This window comes from Nodosilinea sp. LEGE 07088 (genome assembly GCF_015207395.1).
GTDB lineage: Bacteria > Cyanobacteriota > Cyanobacteriia > Phormidesmidales > Phormidesmidaceae > Nodosilinea.
The window spans coordinates 1-19,413 of the sequence record NZ_JADEWX010000120.1; the positions used below are offsets into that span (position 1 = coordinate 1).

The window sequence follows — 19,413 nt, forward strand, 5'->3', positions numbered from 1 at the left end:
GAGACTGTTAGTCCAAAAATTATTCTTTGTCGAACTCACGTTTGAAAAAATTTAATGTTCCCCACCCATCGGGATCGTGATATAAAAATACAATCTTGCTGTGGCTAAAGGGCAAGTTCTAGCCTGGTTCTGAATAGGGTTCTGAATAGGTTTTTTCTAAGCCGCGACCAATGTGCAGGTTCCTGTAGGGCTCATACCTAACTGATTATTTGATTTGAAGGTTTGATCAGTTAGCCCGTTAAAAATGTGGCCAACGTTACACCAGTGCTTGGCCTACCTTAATGCCCCGGTATTGTAGGAGCGGTACCGGGTGCCTGTACCTGGCCTGAGGGGGAGCCTATGTTTGTCGGGGATACCGCTACCAACTACTACGGTGAAGCCTACCTGGAGTCTGCTGACGAGCGCATTCTCTATCACTATGTGGCCGAACTGGCGCAGCTGCCGCCCGACGATGCCCTGGCGCGGCACCACCTTTTAATTACCAAGGCCAATACCCTGGGCGATGAAAAGGTGCAGCAGGCTCTACAGCGCATTTTGCTCGACGATCAGTGGGAGCGCAGCGGCAAATACATTCTCAACCGTTGCTTTTACGGCATGCGCAACCCCTGGTTGGCCAGGGGCGATCGCGCCGCCGCCCTGCAGGAGCTGATTGTGCGGGTCAAGCGCGAGGCTCCCTACCCCGAGGCCCAGAGCCGCCACCTGCGGCGTTTGCGTCAGGCTCTCAACGAATATATCCACAGCGATCAGTACGCCGCCCTAGAGTGGAATTTACGGCTGCTGAAGGCTTGGGAGCAGCCCGATGGTCAGGATGCCGAGACCGCCTCTAGACTGCGCGATCGCTTTCAAGATCAGTTTTATCTGCACGAAGTGCTGACGGCCACCCCAGACATTCCTCGCCAGCACCAGGACGATTTGCGCCAGCTGGTACGCAAAAAGGCTCGCCTGATCAATCGTCAGATCTATGCCTACTTAAAAACCGGTCAGACCCCCAAGGGAATCATTCGATATCGAGAATTTGGCACCCTCAAAACCTTTGATGATTGTGTCAACCAGATGCGCCCCGATCGCGACAACAGCATCTGGCAGGTGGCCTCGCAGTTGACCGCCAGAGTGCGACACCTGGGCATGGATGCCATCTGTCAGGAGATCTATCGGTTTGTGCTCGAACCCTTGGCCAGAATAGACAGCCAGTACAGCCCCGATCTCAACAGCTTCTTACAGGGGCAGGTGCTGAGAGAAATTAACCGGGGCCGCGATGAACGCCAGGGCAGTGGCGGTAATCAGTTCACCGAGATTGCCATCACCACCATTTGTAGCCACCTGCTCAAGCTGCTGGTGGTAGATAGCACCCAGCGCTGTAGCGCTACCCACTTTAGGAGCTTGCTCAAAAAAGTAGGCCACGCCACGGTGACCGAGATGCTGCTGCGCATCACCCTATTCTGGCCACGCGTCAGGTATGTGCTCGAAGAGCGGTTTGGAATTTTGCTGCATGTGCACCAAAACAAGTCTCGACAGGAGGTGCCCTGGCTCACCAAAGCCCTGGAGTACATGAAGGTGGGCCTGGCCCTAAATGGCCATCATCTGGGCTATTTCTACAGCGGTGACAGCATGGCCGCAGTCTGAGTCGGCCTAAAACCCCCAGGTGCGTTTGGGGCCAGTATCGAGGTGAATAATATTGGGAATGTTGCCGTAGATGCCAATGCCCCCCGGCCAGGAGAGCATGACGGCGTTGGCCACCTGGCGACCGCTGAGCCCCTGTACCTGAATATCGGCGGCTTTACCAAACAGGTGCTGGCTGCCCCGGGCTCCGCCTACGGCCTGGTTGACAGCGGGCGGACGATACCAGGAATTGATCTGAAAGGGGCGATTGAGGCGATCGCGCACCGGTTGCAGGGCTCGCGCCAGGCCAATGATGTTGTCTACGATTGCCTGGGTCTCGGGAATGCGGGTGGCCTCGCGGGTGGCCTCGCCCCAGGTAAAGCTGCCGCCGGGGATAATCGGCTGGTCGGTGTAGAAGGTGGAGACATTGCCCGGCAGCGTAAACGGTCTGCCGACATACTGGGGCGGCGGCGTTGGGGCCGGGGGCGGATAAACCACTACTCCAGCCCGTTCGACCCGAGCATGCTCCTGGTAGACGTACCAGGTGTTGAGCCCATTGATGTCGTCTTTGACGTACTTGAGGGCAAAGCGAATATGTCCGTTGAACGATCCTTGGGAGTCGGCAAAGGCGTAGCTGCTCAGCGTCAGCAGGGTGCCCTGGGTGGCGTTGGCCCGCTCGTCGGGGCCTAGCTGGCTACTATCGACCGGGCGGCGCTTGTAGACTGTATTTTGGGTGATCCGCAAGATAAAGGCGTTGGGATCCTGGCGGGGAAACACCACGTCGTTGTCGAGGGTGACAAAGGCGTGGGGGGTATACACAAACCAGGTACTCCGCCCTTCGACAAAGTCTTCGGGATTGCGGATGGCAAACTTGGTGTGGTTGTTAAAGTTGCCCTGGCTGTCGGCAAAGGCGTAGGAGTGCAGGGTATAGATTTGCCCCCGGGGCACCGACACCACTTCCTCAGGGCTCAGGCGGGTAGAGTCGAGGGGGCGACGCTTGAGTAGCGTGCTGGTATTGATCCACAGCACCGGCATGCTTTCCTGGTCTTCTTGGGGGTAGACGACGATGCCACCGGCCTCAACCTGGGCCTGTTGACTGGGCACAAACCAGGTGTTAAACCCATTGATGGTGCGATCGCGCAGCGCGAACTTGATGTGGCCATTAAACCCGCCATTAATGTCGGCGTAGGCGTAGGACTGTAGTGGGTAGGTACTGCCCGCCGCGATCGCCACCTGCTCACTGGCTTCGAGCTGCGAAGGGAGCTCTGGTCGCAGCACAAAGGTTGTGGCTTGGTTGACCCGCAGAACTTGATCCACCCCTATCACCCCTCATCACTGCGATCTAAGCTCAATTAATATAGCAACTCCCCCCAACCTTGGTGCCAGCTCCGGTCGTTTTCATCGGCAACCCAACCGACAGTCTCAGTCGCTTGCCGATCAGTTTCAGGGAGCAGGGAGCGAAGATTGCACAATAAACCTCCATCCAAGTACCTTAGCGATAGACTTCTCCCCTATGCTGGATAAAAGCCAAACCTCTGCACGCCTCTTCAGGCTGACCGTTCTTTACCGCGCCCATGACCTCTGCACTACGCCTCAAGGCAAAACTGCCGACGCCCCTCGTTGCTCTCGCTGACCTCGCCTACAACTACTGGTGGAGCTGGACGGCAGATCATGTTTCGCTATTTAGCTCCCTCGACCCGGCTCGCTGGCAGAGCTGTGGCCACAATCCGGTCGCTCTGCTCGAAGCGGTGCCCAACGAGCGCCTCTGGCAGGTGGCCGAAGACCCGCACTACCTCAATCGTTTGCGCCAGCTAGCCAGCGAGTTTGAGGCCTACCGCCGTGCCGGTCAACCTACCGTGCAAGGCCATCATCGCCATCTCTGGGCGAGCCAGGTCGCCCCCCACCTGAGCGCAGACCGGCCAGTGGCCTACTTTTGCATCGAGTTTGGCCTGCACGAGTCGCTGCCGGTCTACGCTGGCGGGCTCGGGGTGCTAGCGGGCGACAGCCTCAAGTCGGCCTCTGACCTGGGGGTGCCCATGGTGGGCATGGGTCTACTCTACCGCCAGGGCTACTTTCACCAGCACCTCAACCGCAGCGGCTGGCAAGAAGAGCACTACGCCCATTGCGAGGTCAACCACCTGCCCATGGAGCTGGTGCGCGACGAGTTTGGTCAGCCGGTAACGATTAAGGTCGATATTCGCCAGCGCACGGTGCGGGTGCAGGTGTGGCGGGTGCAGGTGGGGCGATCGCAGCTCTACCTACTCGATACCGACCGCAGCGACAATGACTCCCTCGATCGCCGCATTACCAGTCATCTCTACGGCGGCAATCCCGAAACTCGCCTGGCCCAGGCCCTGGTGCTGGGGGTGGGAGGCGTGCGTATGCTCCACGCCCTCGACATTGAGCCAATGGTTTACCATCTCAACGCCAGCCACGGGGCCTTTGCCCTGCTGGAGGTGGCCTACCGGGAGATGCGCTATAGCGATGCCGACTTTGGGGAAATCGCCAGGGAGGTGAGCCAGCGCGCTGTATTTACTACCCACTCGCCCGTGTCAGCTGCTAGCAATGTGTTTTCAGCCGACTTAATCGAATCATTTTTGGGCAGCTATTGGCCCCAGCTGAGGCTATCGCGAGAAGAATTTCTGGCCCTGGGCAACCGCCGCCCCGACGACCCCTGGGATCTATTTTCTATGACCGTGCTGGCCCTGCGGCTGAGCAGCAAAGCCAACGGGGTCAGCCATCGCCACGGCGAGATCTGTCGCGAGATGTGGCAGGCCCTCTACCCCGATCGCGAGGTCGCTCAGGTGCCAATTGGGGCGATCACTAACGGTGTTCACCCCCGCACCTGGACAGCGCCGCTGATGATGGATCTGTACCAGCAATACCTAGGCGATAGCTGGGCGACCCCGAGCGTGGACTCCGATCGATGGGCCGATGTAGACAAAATCCCCGATGAGCAGCTGTGGCAGCGACACAGCCTGCTGAAGGAGCGCCTGATTGCCTATACCCGTTCCCGAGTGCAATCGGCCCGTCAGCAGCGGGGCGAAGCCGCCGATGAAATTGCCGCTGTCGATCATTTACTTGACCCCAAGGTCTTGACTCTAGGCTTTGGTCGTCGCTTTAGTCCCTATAAACGCGGCGAGCTGCTGTTTAGCGATCTGCATCGAGCTATTCGCATTTTGGCCCATGCCCGCCGCCCAATCCAGATCATTTTTGCGGGCAAAGCCAACCCTGCCGATGACGAGGGCAAACGCATTATTCAGCGGCTGATGGAGTGGTGCCGCCACCCGGCCCTGCGCGATCGCGTCGCCTATATCGAAGACTACGACATGGCGGTGGCCAAGCTGCTGGTGGCTGGAGTCGATCTGTGGCTGAGCCATCCGCGCCGCCCTGAAGCCTCGGGCACCAGTGGTCAAAAGGTCTGCTTCAACGGTGGCCTTAACTGCGGTACCTTCGACGGCTGGTGGGCTGAGGGGTATAAACCCGGCAGTGCCGGTCAGGCCGCTAACGGCTGGGTGATTGGCAAAGTCAACCCCGATAGCGACTCCGATAGCCAAAATCGTCAGGATGCTGACTCGCTCTACGATCTGCTGGGAAAGCAGATTGCGCCAATGTACTATCAGCGGGACATGGCCGGGCTGCCGCGCCAGTGGATTGCCATGATGAAAGCTTCAATTCGCTCCTGCGCGCCTAGCTACAGCAGCGATCGCATGGTGGCCGAATACCTCACTCAGATGTACGCCCCCACGCCCCCACCCACCGTCAGCCGATGACCCTCTGGCAGGCCGATCTCCACCGCCCGCCCTTAGCCAGCCCCAGTGGTGAACCCCTCTGGGAACTGCTGCTGTGCAGTGAGGACTTTAGCTTTAGCTATGGGGCGACCACGCCGCAGTCAGCCGTGAATAAGGCCTGGGTGAGTGACCAGGTGACCCAGGCCATTGAGAAAGCAGGGGCCCCACCTGAGGCCATTCGGGTATTTCGCCCCCAGGCGCTGGCGCTGCTGACGACAGCCTGTCAATCGCTGAACCTGGCGGTGGAACCCAGTCGTCGCACCCCGACCCTGCACCAGTGGCTCCAGCAGCGGGCCCAGTGGTATCCCACTCAGCCCAACGCGATCTCGGTGCCCTACAACCCGTTGCATATCGAGGCCCCGCCGCCCTTGCCTCTGCCCGAGGCCCTGTGGGGCGATCGCTGGGGGTTTACCGCCCTCAGCGCCGCCGACTTTGAGCAGACTCTGCCCTACGAGCCGATTCCGATTCGCTATCTGCCACCGCCGCTGCGGCCCGACCGTCTGGGGCTGGCCAGTACCACGCCAATTCCCGGCATTGTGATTGATGCGGGGCGCCAGGCCCTGGGGCTGGCCCGGTGGCTTCAGGCCCAGCACCCGGCCTGGCTGAGCGCTGTACGGGGCGAACCCGACGGTCTATTGCTCGAAGCAGGGCTGTGCGATCGCTGGGTGATGACCACCTTTCGCGACCCCGATGTCTCGGCCGCAGGGCAGCGATTTGAGCAGCGCAAGCAGCAAAGCCGGGGGCTCCACTTTCTGCTGGTGCGTCCCGACGATTCGGGCATGACGACGACGGGCCTCTGGCTATTACAGCAGGGGTTGGTGGCAGGTTGAGGATGCCTTAGGGGTGAACGGCGATCGCATCGGGGGCAGCCGTCAAAAGCTGACTCTGTTGACGCAGGTGCTCTAGCTTGGCCATGGCATCGCCCCGGGCCAACAGGTGCTCGGCTTTGACTAACCCGGCCTCCAGCGACTCAACCGCCCCACCCTGCCACAGGTAAAAGCCAGCATTCCACCGCGCTGTTTTAGCCAGTTCACCGCCATGGCCAGCCAGCACCTCTAGCAGCCGTGACCCCAGCGAGGCCTCCTCGCTTAACTCCACATCGTCGCCCTCAAACCCATAGTCGCGCGGGTGCAACAGCAGTCGCTCAGCCTGCCCCTGGCGGTTGACCCCGACGATCGCCGTGCGGCTCCGAGCCAGGTCGCAGCTGCCCTCCAGCCCCTTGACCGTGATCCAGTCGGGTTTACCCCGCAGCGCAAAGGTGCCCTTCGCCAAGGTTTCGGTGGGTGGGTGGACAAAGCCCATCACTAGGGTGTGCGGGCCCGCGTAGGGCGACCACAGCAGCTCGACGGTAGCGAAGGGGGGGCGCTTGCCAATTTGCTCTCGGTAGGGCACCAGCCCGTGGGCGGCGGGGAAGTGCTGCGGTAAGTAGACAAACCCCAGGCTGGTGCGGTTGAGCAGGGTATGGGCCTGGGTCAGGGTGTGGGGCCGGAGGTCAACGCCCAGCTGCGCCCATAGGTCGATCAGGGGGATACCCTCTTTAGTCGGCATCCGATCGCCCCCGTGCAGCACCACCGGTACTCCTGCGGCCGCTAGCACCAGCGCTGTCACTGGGGTCACGGGCGCGGTGCGCGATCGCCCGTCGTAGGGGCAGCTCAGCACCAGGGCGGGGCGGTGGTCGGCAATGGCAGGCAGGGTTGGCCCCAGGGCAGCGTAGGCATCAAGGGTGCCCGCCATTTCCTCGGCAGTGGGTCGCTTGATGCGGTGGGCAATCATAAATGCGCCGATCTGGGCTGGGGTCGCTGTTTGGGTCAGCATCATGCGGGTGGCAGCTTCAGCTTCGGATTGGGTCAGCGGCCTGGAGGTATGACTCCCGCTGCCCACTTGCTTGAGCAAATCCCGAAACTCGTTACTCATAGCGACAACCGATTGCTGACAAGAACATAGAGAATTATGACCTAAACCTCAGGCGACTGCCGTGGGCAGCGGGCGGAGCCGAGTTGGGGTAGCTAAACTCTGCACCAGCGCATGGAATCGCTGAATAGGTGGAATCACCAGGCGATCGCGGGTCGTCACCAGCACCACTGAACGGGTGAGCACTGGCTGACTGGTGGGGCGTACCGCCACGGTAGGGTCGTGGCAGCATTCTGCCAGAGCTGCCTGGGGTAGCAGAGCGACAAAGTTGCCCTGGCGAATGACCCCCCGAAAGGCATCGAGCGTGTTGAGTTCCATCACCGGGTTAAAGACCTCGCCCCGGTTTTGAAACTGCTGTTGCACCAGCCGCTGCATACCGTAACCGTCTTTGAAGACAATATGTGGAAACCGAGACAGCGCTTCCCATTCGATCTCAGGCTGGGCCGCGAGGTCGTGGTCGGCAGCCATCAATACCTCGATCGGCTCTTCAAATAGAGGGGTGACGACCATTTCGGATTGGCTGGTGAGGCGCGGGTTATCCATCACAATGGCCAGATCGACCAGGCCATCGCGCAGCACCTTAAGGGAGCGATCGCTGCCCAGGGCCGTCACCCGCAGCTGCACCTGGGGATATTCGGCACAGAACTGCTGCAGGACTGGCGGCAGCACGGTAGCACACACCGATTGAATAGCCGCTACACAGAGCTCGGGCTGCTTGCCCGCCATCAGGTCGGCAATATCTTTTGAGACCTGCACCCAGTCTTGGTAGATCCGCCGGGCCTTAGGCAGCAATCGTTCCCCAGCCACCGTCAGTTTGGCCTGGGCGCTGCGATGAAATAGGGGCGCATCCAGCTCGACCTCTAGGGCCTGTACCTGGCGGCTGACCGTAGACTGAGTCACTTGGCACTGCTGGGCCGCCACCTGAAAGCTGCCGGTCTCTGCGACCGATAGAAATGCCTGAATTTGCTCTATGCGCATGGGTTTTAGATACCTACCACGGCTGGGCCAGCCCTGACCGGCATCCTGCCGTGGAGTTGACCTGTCTCTACTTAGCAGATCGTGGCCCAAGACTTAGTATCAAAAGTAGCCACAGCTACAATGGCTCCAGGGTGACAACGGCCTTTTCCCAGCGGGCCATGGCTAGACTCAAGGTGTCGGTTGTAATTGGCGCAGGGCGGCTTCAGCATGGAGCTGCACCACGGGGTCTGGGTCTTGGCACAGGGCTTGCAGCTGAGGGATGCATTCAGGGATGCCTAAATGCCCCAGGGCCAACACCAGGTGGCTGCGCAGCATGCCGTGGACGGGGGTTGTGGGCAGGGCGCTCAACCAGTGAGACAAGGCCGCTGCCGCCTGGGGCGCCAGTGCTGGAGCAACGGTCCCCAGCCCCTGAACCATAGCGAGGCGCACCGGCTGGCTGAGGCTGGGCCAAGCCTCGATCAATCCATCCAGACCAGCGACCGTATTTTGCCAGGTCAAGGCTTGGACCAGGTAAGTTTGCAGGGCTTCAGAGGGCTCAGTAGAGGGCTCAGTAGAGGGCTCAGTAGAGGGCTCAGTCCGCAATCGCTTGAGCAGGGGGGCTGCCGCCGCCGGGGTTTGGAGTCGTCCTAGCGCATAGATGGCTTGCTGGGCCACCGCCAAGTCTGCATCCCACAGTTTGGGAGCGAGGGCATCAATTAGTTGAGTCGAGGAGAGCAGGCTACGCAGGCTCAACAGGCCTCGAATCGCGGCAGAGCGAACGATTGGGGCCCCATCGTCGAGCCCCCGTTGCACCGCAGGGATGATGGTGGGGTCGGCAGCGGCGCTGAGCGCATCAAGGGCGGTCGCTCGCACCGACGACCGGAGATCTGCGGTGGCCGTTAGCAGTAGGGGCACAGTATCGGGGTGTTGAATGCGAGCCAGGGCCTGCACGGCCACAGGCCGCAGCGGTGGCTGAGCCAGCAGATTGCCCAGGGCCGCGATCGCCGGGGCACCAATCTGGGTGAGGGCCTTTGCCACCACCTGACGCAGGTCATCGTCGGCGGTGGTGGCAAAGGTATTGAACAGGGCCGTGATCACCTCAGGGCGGTTAACCCCCCCCAGCGCTCGGGCCGCAAACCAGCGCGCTTCCCAATCGCCCTGATCGTCTTGAAGTAGGGCCAGCAAATCGCCCAGGGCCATGTCACCCAGATCAGCCACCTGGCGAGACTGCTCCCAGCGATCGTGAAAGTCACCGGAGCAGATTCCTGCTACTGCAGTGCGCATGGTCGATTTTCTCGCCCTTACTCCGCCCAGAGTTCCATTGGGCGACCAACATTCATCGGGCACAGCTATGCTCCTAGTCAAGCCCTGCTCCAGCCATTACACCCCAGCCATTACACCATAGAGGGTGGGCATCGTTTTCCCAAGGCAAACTATGCGATCTGCGCACATTCATCTTGCAAAGACTGCATGGCGTTCCAAAAAACGTATAAGCTTATACAAAATCCTCGTTAGTCCGAGTCTAGTCTAGCGACACCTGGGCCGATCGGTTCCTCGAGTAAAGCAGTTCATGATTCGAGCGGCCCCCCGGCAGTTTAAACCCGAGTTACCCTGCGCAGCCTAACGTGACCACTGCGTTTGTTTCAGCGGCGGGATCAAGGCTGATCTGCCCGTGTCTGCTCTGTCTATAAAGAATGCGTCGGCAAGTGTTTTTGTAAAACGGTGTAGCCTGTGACCACTTCCATCGACACGGCCAACTCGACGGCCACCCCGAAGCTCAACAAGTTTGAAAAACTTAAGGCCGACAAAGACGGTCTTTTGGTCAAGCAGGAGCTTGAGCAGTTTGCTCAGATAGGCTGGGAGGCTGTCGATGAGACTGATCTCACCCACCGGCTCAAGTGGCTGGGCATTTTCTTTCGGCCGGTCACTCCGGGCAAGTTTATGTTGCGGCTACGGTTGCCTAATGGGGTGCTAACCGGATACAAGGCCCGTACTCTAGCGGAAATCATTCAACGCTACGGCGAAGACGGCAGTGCTGACGTGACGACCCGTCAAAACCTTCAGCTGCGGGGCATTTTACTCGAAGATATTCCCGATATTTTTCGCCGCATGCACGCCGCCGGGCTAACCTCGATGCAGTCGGGTATGGATAACGTGCGCAACATCACCGGGTCGCCGGTGGCGGGGCTCGATGCCGACGAGCTGATTGATACCCAGGGGCTGGTGCGCAAGGTGCAGGACATGATCACCAACAACGGGGATGGTAACCCTGCGTTCACCAACCTGCCGCGCAAGTTCAATATTGCCATCGAGGGGGGACGCGATAATTCTATCCACGCTGAAATCAACGATATTGCCTTCGTGCCCGCCTATCGCGAGGGGGTGCTGGGTTTTAACGTCTTAGTCGGAGGGTTCTTTTCGGCCCGGCGCTGTGAGGCCGCTATTCCCCTCAATGCCTGGGTGGCCCCCGACGATAGCGTAGTGGAGCTGAGCCGCGCCATTTTAGAGGTCTATCGCGACCATGGCCTCCGGGTCAATCGTCAAAAGGCCCGTCTCATGTGGCTGATCGACGAGTGGGGGATGGAGCGCTTTCGCCTGGCGGTGGAGGCAGCCTATGGTCAGCCCCTGCTGACCGCTGCTCCCAAGGATGAAATGGACTGGGACAAGCGCGACCACATCGGTGTACACCGCCAAAAACAGGTGGGGTTAAACTACGTGGGGCTGCATATTCCGGTGGGGCGGTTGCAGGCTACCGATCTGTTTGATTTGGCCCGATTGGCAGAGGTCTACGGCAACGGCGAGCTCCGGCTGACGGTTGAGCAGAATGTGATTATCCCCAACGTGCCCGACTCACGGCTGCCAATGCTGCTCGAAGAGCCATTGTTGCAGAAATTTTCGATCGCGCCCTCGGCCCTGACGCGATCGCTGGTGTCCTGCACCGGGGCCCAGTTTTGCAACTTTGCCCTGGTTGAAACCAAGCAGCGGGCCATGGCCTTAGCCCAGGCCCTCGATGCCGAACTTACCCTCACCCAGCCGGTGCGCATTCATTGGACCGGCTGCCCCAACTCCTGCGGTCAGCCCCAGGTGGCCGATATTGGCCTGATGGGCACTAAGGTGCGCAAAGACGGCAAAACCGTGGAGGGAGTAGATATTTTTATGGGCGGCAAGGTGGGCAAAGACGCTCACCTAGGCGAGAAAGTGCAGCAGGGAATTGCCTGTGACGATCTGCACGAGGTGCTGCGATCGCTGCTGATCGACAACTTTGGTGCCCAGCCCTGTACCAGGGAGATCGACCCTGGCCATAGCCCTGCAGTGGTGGTGGTGGACTAGGCAAAAAAAATGCCCTGCCGCTCCAAAGAAGCCAGGACACACAGTTTGCATTTGCAGCCAACTTAGCACAGGGCAGGGTGCCATGGCGAGGGAGTAACGCAGGCGTTCATCATCGCTCTCTCCTGGTATCTGTCTTTGACCCCAGACAGTCAGCCTTGGCTCCCCAATGAGACCATGAAACGCCATCAGGAAGCCCATTCAGAACCCATTAGGAAGCCCCGATGACCGATCCTGCCAAAACCCTGTGTCCTTACTGCGGCGTAGGTTGCGGCCTTGAAGTTGTGCCCGTAGCTCAGCGCCCCGCGAACGCTGATCAGCCAGGCCAGCCGCAGTGGCAGGCCCGGGGCGATCGGGGCCACCCCTCTAGCCAGGGCATGGTGTGCGTTAAGGGGGCTACCGTGGCGGAGTCGATCGACCGCGATCGGCTCCTGCACCCAATGCTGCGGGCATCCCTCGACGATCCCTTCGAGCCGGTGAGTTGGGAGGTGGCGCTGGATGCGATCGTGAATCGCATTCAGGCCGTGCGCCAAACGCTTGGGCCCGACGGCATTTGCGTCTATGGTTCGGGACAGTTTCAAACCGAAGACTATTATGTGGCCCAGAAGTTGGTGAAGGGCTGCCTGGGCACCAACAATTTTGACGCCAACTCGCGGCTTTGTATGTCTTCGGCGGTAGCGGGCTATATCCATAGCTTTGGGGCCGATGGCCCCCCCTGCTGCTACGCCGACCTGGAAACCACCGACTGCGCTTTTTTAATCGGCACCAACGCCGCCGAATGTCACCCAATCGCATTTAACCGACTGCGCAAACACCACAAGCGCAATGCCAATGTCAAGCTGATTGTGGTCGATCCTCGCCGCACCGACACCGCCAAGGTCGCTGACCTGCATCTGGCCATTCGCCCGGGCAGCGACATCACCCTGCTCAACGGCATTGGTCACCTGCTGTTGCGCTGGGGGGCCCTGACTCCAGAGTTTATCGATGGCCACACCCAGGGGTTTGCTGCCTATACCGAGGTGCTGCGCCACTATCCCCCAGAGGTCGTCGCCGAGCGCTGCGGTATTGCCGTCGCCGACCTCGAAACCACCGCCCGCATCTGGGCCGATGCCAAGGCGGTGCTCTCGCTCTGGTCAATGGGGCTAAACCAGTCGTCAGAGGGCACCGCTAAGGTACGCGCCCTAATCAACCTGCACCTGATGACGGGGCAGCTGGGCCGTCCGGGGGCGGGGCCTTTCTCTCTGACCGGGCAGCCCAACGCCATGGGGGGGCGTGAGGCCGGGGGGCTCTCCCACATTTTGCCCGGCTATCGCTTGGTCAAAGAGGCCGAACACCGTCGCCAGGTCGAGCAATTTTGGGGCCTGCCGACGGGCCAAATAGCTGCCAAGCCTGGGCTCTCGGTAGGCGAAATGATGTTGGCCCTAGAGCGGCAGCAGGTCGGTCTGCTGTGGATTGCCGCTACCAACCCAGCCGTGAGCTTGCCCGATCTCAACCGCACCAAAGCGGCCCTGCGCCAGTCGCCCTTCACCGTTTACCAAGACGCCTACTACCCCACCGAAACCGCTGCCTTTGCCCACCTGCTGCTGCCCGCCGCCCAGTGGGGCGAGAAAACCGGTACCATGACCAACTCCGAGCGGGTCATTACCCTATGTCCGGCCTTTCGCCCGCCCCCGGGGGAGGCCCGTCCCGACTGGGAGATTTTTGCCGAGGTGGGTCGCCGCCTGGGCTTTGCCCAGCAGTTTGCCTTTACCACCAGTGCCGAGGTGCATCGCGAGTTTGCTCAGCTCACCCAGGGTCGGCCCTGCGACATGACCGGCGTCAGCCACGCTCGCCTGGCGACCCTAGGGCCAATTCAGTGGCCCTGCCCCGACTCCGAAACGCCTGATACTGCTGCCACTAAGCACGATAAACGCCTCTACACCGACGGTACCTTTGCCACCGCCGATGGCCGGGCCCGCTTTGCCCCAGTCCACGAAAAAGGGCTCGCCGAACCACCGGACGAGCGCTACCCGTTTGTGCTCACCACCGGGCGGCTCTATGGCCACTGGCATACCCAAACCCGTACCGGGCGAATCGAAAAAATTCAAAAAATGCACCCCCAGCCTTTTCTGGAGATGCATCCCCGCGATGCCGAGCAGATGCCGATTGAAGAGGGTGCCTGGGTGGAGGTGCGATCGCAGCGGGGCCTGGCCCGCCTACCGGTTTTAGTGACCCTCAACATTCGTCGGGGCACCCTGTTTGTGCCCATGCACTGGGGTAGCCTGTGGGCCGACGATGCCGAATGCAACGCGCTCACCCACTCGGAGGTGTGCCCGATCTCGGGTCAGCCCGAGCTCAAAGCCTGCGCTGTGCAGGTAGTGCCCGTGGCACATCCCCCGCTAGACTCGACCACCCAGGCTTTACCCCAGGCTACAGAATCGTCTATTCTCTCAGCAGCCCCCACCTCTTAAAATTTCCCTCCTATGGCCAAGTTGGTCAGGCAGCTGCTTCAGCAATTGAGTAACGAAACCTTTCTCAGACGCCTGCACCAGTTTGAAGGCACGATCTCCAAGGTGCTGTCGATAGGGTTAATTGGCATTATTTTGGCGATGGTTTTCGATCTGGCGATTGTGATGGGGAAGGCTATTTTTACGACCGCCCCCGGCACCTTTTTGGGGCAGACGGCAATCGATATTTTGGGCCTCTTTCTCAGCGTGCTGATTGCCCTGGAAATTTTAGAAAATATCACCGCCTACATTCAGAAGCATGTGGTGCAGGTGGAGTTGGTAATTGCCACGGCCCTCACCGCCGTAGGCCGCAAAATCATTATTCTCGACCTGGCCAAGGTCTCTGGAGTGACGCTGATCGGCCTAGCGATCGCCATTTTTGCCCTCGCCATTAGCTACTGGATTGTGCGCACCAGCCATCGCTAGGCGGGGAGCTATGGTTCGTAGACTACGGGCGCAGACCGTGCGGTGGCCCAGCCCTAGGAAACCTCTGGGTTTCACCAGGGCCAAGTAGTATAATTGTCGAGGCAAATTTACGACCCAGCCTCAACGTTCGTCGTCATTGGGCCGCCGCTGCGATCTAACCATCGTCTCTGGCGGGCATGTTCCTACTGAGGCGTATTACTCCACAGCACAGAGTATGTATATCCAGTCTGAATGAAAATTCCTGTCGCTGTCTTTACCTACAATCGCCCCGACCATACCGGGAAAGCCCTTGAGGCATTGTCGCAGTGCCGGGGCCTAGAGCAGTGCCTGTTTTACTTCTTTTCTGACGCTCCCCGCGATGCCGAGGCCATCGCTGGGGTGGAAAAAACACGCGCAGTTCTGCAGCGGTGGGCGAGCAAACTAGAAGCCAAAATTGTTGAGCGCTCTGACAACCTGGGGCTGTCTAAATCGATCGTTACCGGGGTTTCTAGCCTATGTGAAACCTATGGGCAGGTGATTGTCGTTGAAGACGACTTAGTCGTTAGCCCAGATTTTTTGGTCTATATGGTAGCTGCGCTCCAGCGCTACCAGCACGAACCTAGCGTGATGCAGGTTTCTGGCTGCACCCTGGCCAGTCCTGAGCAACCTCAAGGCGATGCTTTCTTTTTGCCGGTTACAACGACCTGGGGTTGGGCAACGTGGCAGCGAGCATGGCAGCATTTTGCCTGGATGCCCGAGGGGTTAGATGCGGCTAGAAAAGAGAACCAGTGGCTAGCGTTGTTCAACCTGGGGGGTGCCTATAACTATCTACAAATGTTGGACGATCGCCTCGCCGGGCGTAACGATTCCTGGGGCATACTCTGGTGGTATGCCGTATCTCGGCAGCAGGGCTTGGTGCTTTACCCCACCACTAATCTGGTACAAAATACTGGCTTTGACGGGTCAGGCATACATTGCGGCAGCGGCGATTCCTTAGGCGCGATCGCACCAACCATGGGTCAGGATGCTCTCGCAAATCAGTTTTTCTGGCCCGATGCCATCGCCTACGATGTCACCGATTTAAACCAGCTCAAAGCCTTTCTGAGTGCCCCCAATGTCACTCCTGTAGCTGGCAACCAGAATGTCACCCAGAGGATATTAAAGTTCTTTAAAGCTATGCTCTCAAAGATGAAAATAATGAATTAACCCCTTACCTTTAAGCGATTAATTCATCCAGTTTAAATTTGTCCAGTTTAAATTTGTCCAGTTTAAATTTGTCCCTATGGCGAAAAAGAAGTGCGATGAAGCAGGTCAACCATAAGCGTTAACCAGCCAACGTACAAGCGGCGATGATTAGCATGACTATCACCGCATAATCTAGATCAGTGGTAATCAAATATTACGGTTGCACACAAAATTGTGATGCAACCCTCTAGGTCTTGCGGGTTTAGCTAGTCTAAGTAGCATTCCCACCTGGCAGACTGCGCCCATGACCAATTCATCTTCCGAACCACCCAACCGTGTCTACGCCAAACCTGCCGAAGGCCATGTTTCTCTAGGGCGGGGGGTACGACAGGTGCTGTTTCTTGCCCCTATGCTGCTCTTGTTTGCGGTGCTGTTCTTGGGGCTGGCCCCGCGCCAGCGACCGGCAGGAATCACCGCTGGGGTAATTGTGGCAGCGGTTTGGGGCTTAGTCGTGGGTGGCGTTAGGGTGGCCGCCGAATGGGAGCGGGGGGTCATTTTACAACTGGGTAAAATTCAGGATGTGCGGGGGCCGGGGCTGCTGTACGTAGTGCCGGTGCTGGAGTCGGTGCAGTTTATCGACACCCGCACCCTGGTAATCAATATTCCGCGCCAAAAGGTCATTACCCGCGACAACGTACCCGCCGAAATTGACAGTGCCCTATTTTTTCAGGTCAGCGATGCCAAAAAGGCCGTGATCTCGATTCAAGACTTTCGCTTTGCGGTGTCACAGTACGCCCAGGCCGCCCTACGCGATGTGGTGGGAGGGCTATCACTGGATGATCTGCTATCGGAACGGGAGCAGATCCAGACCCAAATTGGATCGATTGTGGAAGAACACATTCAGGATTGGGGCATGCACATCGACTCCATTCGTCTGCAAGACATTGAGCTACCCGAAGACTTGAAGCGAATGATGTCGCGCCAGGCTTCGGCGGAGCGCGAGAAACGAGCCACGATTACCAAAGCCGATGGCGATCGCCTTGCCGCTCAGAGCCTCGCCGCCGCCGCCCAGATCATGGAGGCCAACCCCATTGCGCTGGAACTCCGCACCCTGCAAAGCATCGATGGTCTAGGGGCCAGCCCGTCGAACACGGTGATTTTGTTCCCAGTGGAAATGTCTAAGACCCTGGAGGTTTTGCGCAGTAGAACAACATCCGGCGATCAGGGCTAGGGAGCAAGGGAGCAAAGGGGCTAGAGAGCAGGAGACGTTGATTTGCTGCTGCCAAAGCATATGGGTATTGCTGGGCCGAAATAAAAATCGCAGCTCAGGTCGCTGGGCCCCTTCAGTTTCCCAGCTCCTCCTCTTCTCCATATTGTGACCAGTGCCACACCGACTAGACGCGTGGTCATAATGGGAGGTGATCGACGAAATCTACGAAATCGAACTCACCATGCGACTACTACATACCATGCTGCGGGTCGGCGACCTAGACCGTTCTCTCAAGTTTTACTGCGATGTGCTGGGCATGACGCTGCTGCGCAAGAAAGACTACCCTGGTGGCGAGTTTACCCTGGCCTTTGTGGGTTATGGCGAAGAGTCTGATCATACGGTGCTAGAGCTGACCTACAACTGGGGCGTAGACACCTACGATTTGGGTACGGCCTACGGCCACATTGCGCTAGGGGTAGACGACATCTATGGCACCTGCGAGCAAATTAAGGCCCAGGGAGGCCAGGTGGTGCGCGAACCCGGCCCCATGAAGCACGGCTCTACGGTAATTGCCTTTGTGCAAGACCCCGATGGCTACAAGGTCGAGCTGATTCAACTGGGTACCTCGGCGGGGCACAAACCGGCGGCAGAGCCCCAGATGGCGGTGAACTGAAATTTATCTGCCCGTTTTTTAGGGGGTAAAACAAACATCTAGCCTCAAGGAACCTGGGGGATCTGCCTTGACAGCCAAGATTGGACAGCGGGTTGGATCTTAAGACTGTATTCGAGGCTATCCCCCTTAATTTGTCATGTTTGGGCGATTGGAGCGGCTTAAAAGGCGTAGTTGACAGTGGCAGTTAGCTCGGTGTCGGTATTGCCGGGCTTAAATAACACGCTGGCATTGAGGTCGAGCACTACGTTGCGGGCCACGCTCCAGTCGAGCCCGCCAGTAATCATGGCGTCTACGGCCGATCGACCGTCGGCGTTGTAGGCAATCCCTGCCCCAGCGTAGGGGTAAAAGTTCTCAGTTAGAATAAAGTCTACGGAGACAGGAATCCGCAGTTCAGTACTGCTGTCGAAGACAACGGATGGCCGCACAGAAACCGATCCAATCGTGCCCCCGGCAATGTTGTCAAAGTCAAAGACTTTAGCTTTGGAATCGAGCACAAAGGACGTGCTGTCGTTAAACCCGGCCCGGACGCCAGCGCCGACGTAATAGTCGGGAATCGTTTGGGCCTGAGCTGCTGCTGGGGCTGCGATCGCACTGAAAGTAAGCGTGGTCAATAGTGCTAGCTTGTGGTTCATTGTCACTCCTCATTATTATTATTATTAATAATAGTGAATTTCACTTCAACAGTCTGCATCGACAGTGCGATTCCTCGGCGCTAAACAGAAAAAGTTACCCTCAATTCGAATGAGCGTCTGTCTTGGCATAAAGGCCGTATAAAGCTGACTGACCCACAAAAATCAGCTATTTTCTGGAGCCTGCTGTTCAGTCGCTATCTTTCTCCAGATAGACCTGCATGGTTAACGTTAGGGGGGCGCAGCGCCTTCAAAATCGTGACATGGTAACAGTATGGAGAAAAAAGGTTCTATGGACACTGAAAATCCCGAAAAATTTATGCGCCTGGCAATCGAAGTGGCCCGCAAAAGCAAAACCCCTTTTGGAGCCGTCATTGTCAAAGATAATCAGGTGGTTGAACGGGCTGGCAATACCGTGCAGCCCGACAATGACCCCACCTGCCATGCAGAGGTCAACGCCATCCGCCGCCTCACCCAACGGGTCGGGAGCGCCGCTCCGTCAGGCCTCTACACTCTGTACTCAACCTGCGAACCCTGCACCATGTGTGCCGCGACCTGCTTCTGGGCGGGCATCAGCGATATTGTGTACGGGGTTGGCGCTAACGACTTTTCAGACAGCAACCCCAATATGATTGGCATTCGCTGCGAAGAGGTGTTCAAGCGATCGCCGAGTGATGATTACTCGATCCAAAGCGGCTTGTTGCTGGATGAGTGCAAGCAACTGCATCAGGATTTTCCCTTGGAGTGACAGAGCCGCTGCCCGTGATTATCATCATTATGCAGCAGGAATTATCCTATGTAGGGCGGGCACTGCCCGCCTGCCAATGAGGCGATCGCAAGCCAAACCCATCGGGTGGACATTGCCACCTTACACCTCTGCTGTCAGCCCCTTCTTTAGGCGAGGCATGCTGCGCTAGTCTGCTGGCTTTTTGACTTCTTCTTCAACGTCGCGGTGCTTACGCAGAACTCGAAAATCTTGGCGCTGTCCGCAGGTGTGTCACCACCTACGAACAGCTAACCCCGCAAATCTAACAGGCAGATTGCGAGGCTAAGGTCATCGTACCCTAGCCCCCCAGTTTGCACCTCAGCTGCGGGCAGCTAGGGTTTTTGCGTTCTGTCTTCCTCGCCCTTCCCCTCCTCGGAGGGATGCCCGCAGGGCGGGGTGGGTAAATCTTGGCAATAAGCTTGTTGCTTACCGCAAGTAAGTCGGTAGGTTGCCTGGAGTTGAACCCACCCCTCC

General features: G+C 58.6%; 15 protein-coding genes. 10 read left to right on the forward strand and 5 right to left on the reverse strand.

Translation table 11 applies throughout. The features are described from left to right. Positions 1-339 precede the first annotated feature (339 nt). Positions 340-1,623, forward strand: coding sequence for a hypothetical protein (locus IQ254_RS21345; RefSeq protein WP_193968177.1), 1,284 nt, complete (start codon positions 340-342; stop codon positions 1,621-1,623). 6 nt (positions 1,624-1,629) lie between these two features. Here IQ254_RS21345 and IQ254_RS21350 read toward each other — a convergent pair whose 3' ends face one another. Continuing rightward, entirely contained in the window at positions 1,630-2,916 is a 1,287-nt protein-coding gene (locus IQ254_RS21350) for a D-Ala-D-Ala carboxypeptidase family metallohydrolase (protein WP_193968178.1), read from the reverse strand. 257 nt (positions 2,917-3,173) lie between these two features. Between IQ254_RS21350 and glgP the strand changes: the two genes are divergently transcribed. Both glgP and IQ254_RS21360 read left to right on the forward strand, forming a co-directional pair. Beyond that, a complete protein-coding gene (gene glgP, locus IQ254_RS21355; RefSeq protein ID WP_193968179.1) occupies positions 3,174-5,372 on the forward strand; it encodes an alpha-glucan family phosphorylase in 2,199 nt (732 codons plus the stop codon). Further along, positions 5,369-6,220, forward strand: a complete 852-nt coding sequence (locus IQ254_RS21360) for a Tab2/Atab2 family RNA-binding protein (RefSeq protein ID WP_193968180.1) — start codon at positions 5,369-5,371, stop codon at positions 6,218-6,220. Before glgP ends, IQ254_RS21360 begins: the two co-directional genes overlap by 4 nt. Positions 6,221-6,227: 7 nt before the next feature. Here the strand turns inward: IQ254_RS21360 and IQ254_RS21365 are convergent, their stop codons facing one another. The 3 genes from IQ254_RS21365 to IQ254_RS21375 form a co-directional block, all read right to left on the reverse strand. Then, entirely contained in the window at positions 6,228-7,304 is a 1,077-nt protein-coding gene (locus IQ254_RS21365) for an anthranilate phosphoribosyltransferase family protein (protein WP_193968181.1), read from the reverse strand. A 48-nt stretch (positions 7,305-7,352) separates the two neighbouring features. Next, positions 7,353-8,279, reverse strand: a complete 927-nt coding sequence (locus tag IQ254_RS21370) for a LysR family transcriptional regulator (protein ID WP_193968182.1) — start codon at positions 8,277-8,279, stop codon at positions 7,353-7,355. 168 nt (positions 8,280-8,447) lie between these two features. After that, positions 8,448-9,542: a HEAT repeat domain-containing protein gene (locus IQ254_RS21375; protein WP_193968183.1), complete on the reverse strand. Its 1,095-nt coding sequence runs from the start codon at positions 9,540-9,542 to the stop codon at positions 8,448-8,450. A 447-nt stretch (positions 9,543-9,989) separates the two neighbouring features. Here IQ254_RS21375 and IQ254_RS21380 point away from each other — a divergent pair, with 447 nt between their 5' ends. The 6 genes from IQ254_RS21380 to gloA all read left to right on the forward strand — a co-directional run bounded on the left by IQ254_RS21380 (position 9,990) and on the right by gloA (position 17,544). Further along, positions 9,990-11,588, forward strand: a complete 1,599-nt coding sequence (locus IQ254_RS21380) for a ferredoxin--nitrite reductase (RefSeq protein WP_193968184.1) — start codon at positions 9,990-9,992, stop codon at positions 11,586-11,588. A 221-nt stretch (positions 11,589-11,809) separates the two neighbouring features. After that, positions 11,810-14,035 (forward strand): molybdopterin oxidoreductase family protein, encoded by a 2,226-nt coding sequence (locus IQ254_RS21385; RefSeq protein WP_193968185.1) that lies wholly within the window; start codon positions 11,810-11,812, stop codon positions 14,033-14,035. Positions 14,036-14,047: 12 nt separating this feature from the next. Beyond that, positions 14,048-14,497, forward strand: coding sequence for a phosphate-starvation-inducible PsiE family protein (locus IQ254_RS21390; RefSeq protein WP_193968186.1), 450 nt, complete (start codon positions 14,048-14,050; stop codon positions 14,495-14,497). A 231-nt stretch (positions 14,498-14,728) separates the two neighbouring features. Continuing rightward, complete coding sequence (locus tag IQ254_RS21395) at positions 14,729-15,682, forward strand: hemolysin activation protein (RefSeq protein ID WP_193968187.1); 954 nt, start codon at positions 14,729-14,731, stop codon at positions 15,680-15,682. A 283-nt stretch (positions 15,683-15,965) separates the two neighbouring features. Next, the gene (locus IQ254_RS21400) at positions 15,966-16,892 is read left to right on the forward strand and encodes an SPFH domain-containing protein (protein WP_193968188.1); all 927 of its coding nucleotides are present in this window, start codon (positions 15,966-15,968) and stop codon (positions 16,890-16,892) included. Between the two features lie 220 nt (positions 16,893-17,112). After that, positions 17,113-17,544 (forward strand): lactoylglutathione lyase, encoded by a 432-nt coding sequence (gene gloA / locus IQ254_RS21405; RefSeq protein WP_193968189.1) that lies wholly within the window; start codon positions 17,113-17,115, stop codon positions 17,542-17,544. A gap of 158 nt (positions 17,545-17,702) precedes the next feature. Here gloA and IQ254_RS21410 read toward each other — a convergent pair whose 3' ends face one another. After that, on the reverse strand, positions 17,703-18,176 hold the full coding sequence (locus IQ254_RS21410; protein ID WP_193968190.1) for a hypothetical protein: 474 nt from the start codon (positions 18,174-18,176) through the stop codon (positions 17,703-17,705). 289 nt (positions 18,177-18,465) lie between these two features. Between IQ254_RS21410 and IQ254_RS21415 the strand changes: the two genes are divergently transcribed. Next, positions 18,466-18,921 carry a nucleoside deaminase gene (locus tag IQ254_RS21415; protein WP_193968191.1) on the forward strand — a complete coding sequence of 152 codons (456 nt, stop codon included), beginning with the start codon at positions 18,466-18,468 and terminating at the stop codon, positions 18,919-18,921. Positions 18,922-19,413: the final 492 nt, after the last annotated feature.

Excerpts from the sequence above, each read along its gene's own strand:
- IQ254_RS21345 (WP_193968177.1), top strand. The coding sequence starts at position 340 with ATGTTTGTCGGGGATACCGCTACCAACTACTACGGTGAAGCCTACCTG.
- glgP (WP_193968179.1), top strand. The coding sequence starts at position 3,174 with ATGACCTCTGCACTACGCCTCAAGGCAAAACTGCCGACGCCCCTCGTT.
- IQ254_RS21360 (WP_193968180.1), top strand. The coding sequence starts at position 5,369 with ATGACCCTCTGGCAGGCCGATCTCCACCGCCCGCCCTTAGCCAGCCCC.
- IQ254_RS21365 (WP_193968181.1), bottom strand. The coding sequence starts at position 7,304 with ATGAGTAACGAGTTTCGGGATTTGCTCAAGCAAGTGGGCAGCGGGAGT.
- IQ254_RS21370 (WP_193968182.1), bottom strand. The coding sequence starts at position 8,279 with ATGCGCATAGAGCAAATTCAGGCATTTCTATCGGTCGCAGAGACCGGC.
- IQ254_RS21375 (WP_193968183.1), bottom strand. The coding sequence starts at position 9,542 with ATGCGCACTGCAGTAGCAGGAATCTGCTCCGGTGACTTTCACGATCGC.
- IQ254_RS21385 (WP_193968185.1), top strand. The coding sequence starts at position 11,810 with ATGACCGATCCTGCCAAAACCCTGTGTCCTTACTGCGGCGTAGGTTGC.
- IQ254_RS21390 (WP_193968186.1), top strand. The coding sequence starts at position 14,048 with ATGGCCAAGTTGGTCAGGCAGCTGCTTCAGCAATTGAGTAACGAAACC.
- IQ254_RS21395 (WP_193968187.1), top strand. The coding sequence starts at position 14,729 with ATGAAAATTCCTGTCGCTGTCTTTACCTACAATCGCCCCGACCATACC.
- IQ254_RS21400 (WP_193968188.1), top strand. The coding sequence starts at position 15,966 with ATGACCAATTCATCTTCCGAACCACCCAACCGTGTCTACGCCAAACCT.
- gloA (WP_193968189.1), top strand. The coding sequence starts at position 17,113 with ATGCGACTACTACATACCATGCTGCGGGTCGGCGACCTAGACCGTTCT.
- IQ254_RS21410 (WP_193968190.1), bottom strand. The coding sequence starts at position 18,176 with ATGAACCACAAGCTAGCACTATTGACCACGCTTACTTTCAGTGCGATC.
- IQ254_RS21415 (WP_193968191.1), top strand. The coding sequence starts at position 18,466 with ATGGACACTGAAAATCCCGAAAAATTTATGCGCCTGGCAATCGAAGTG.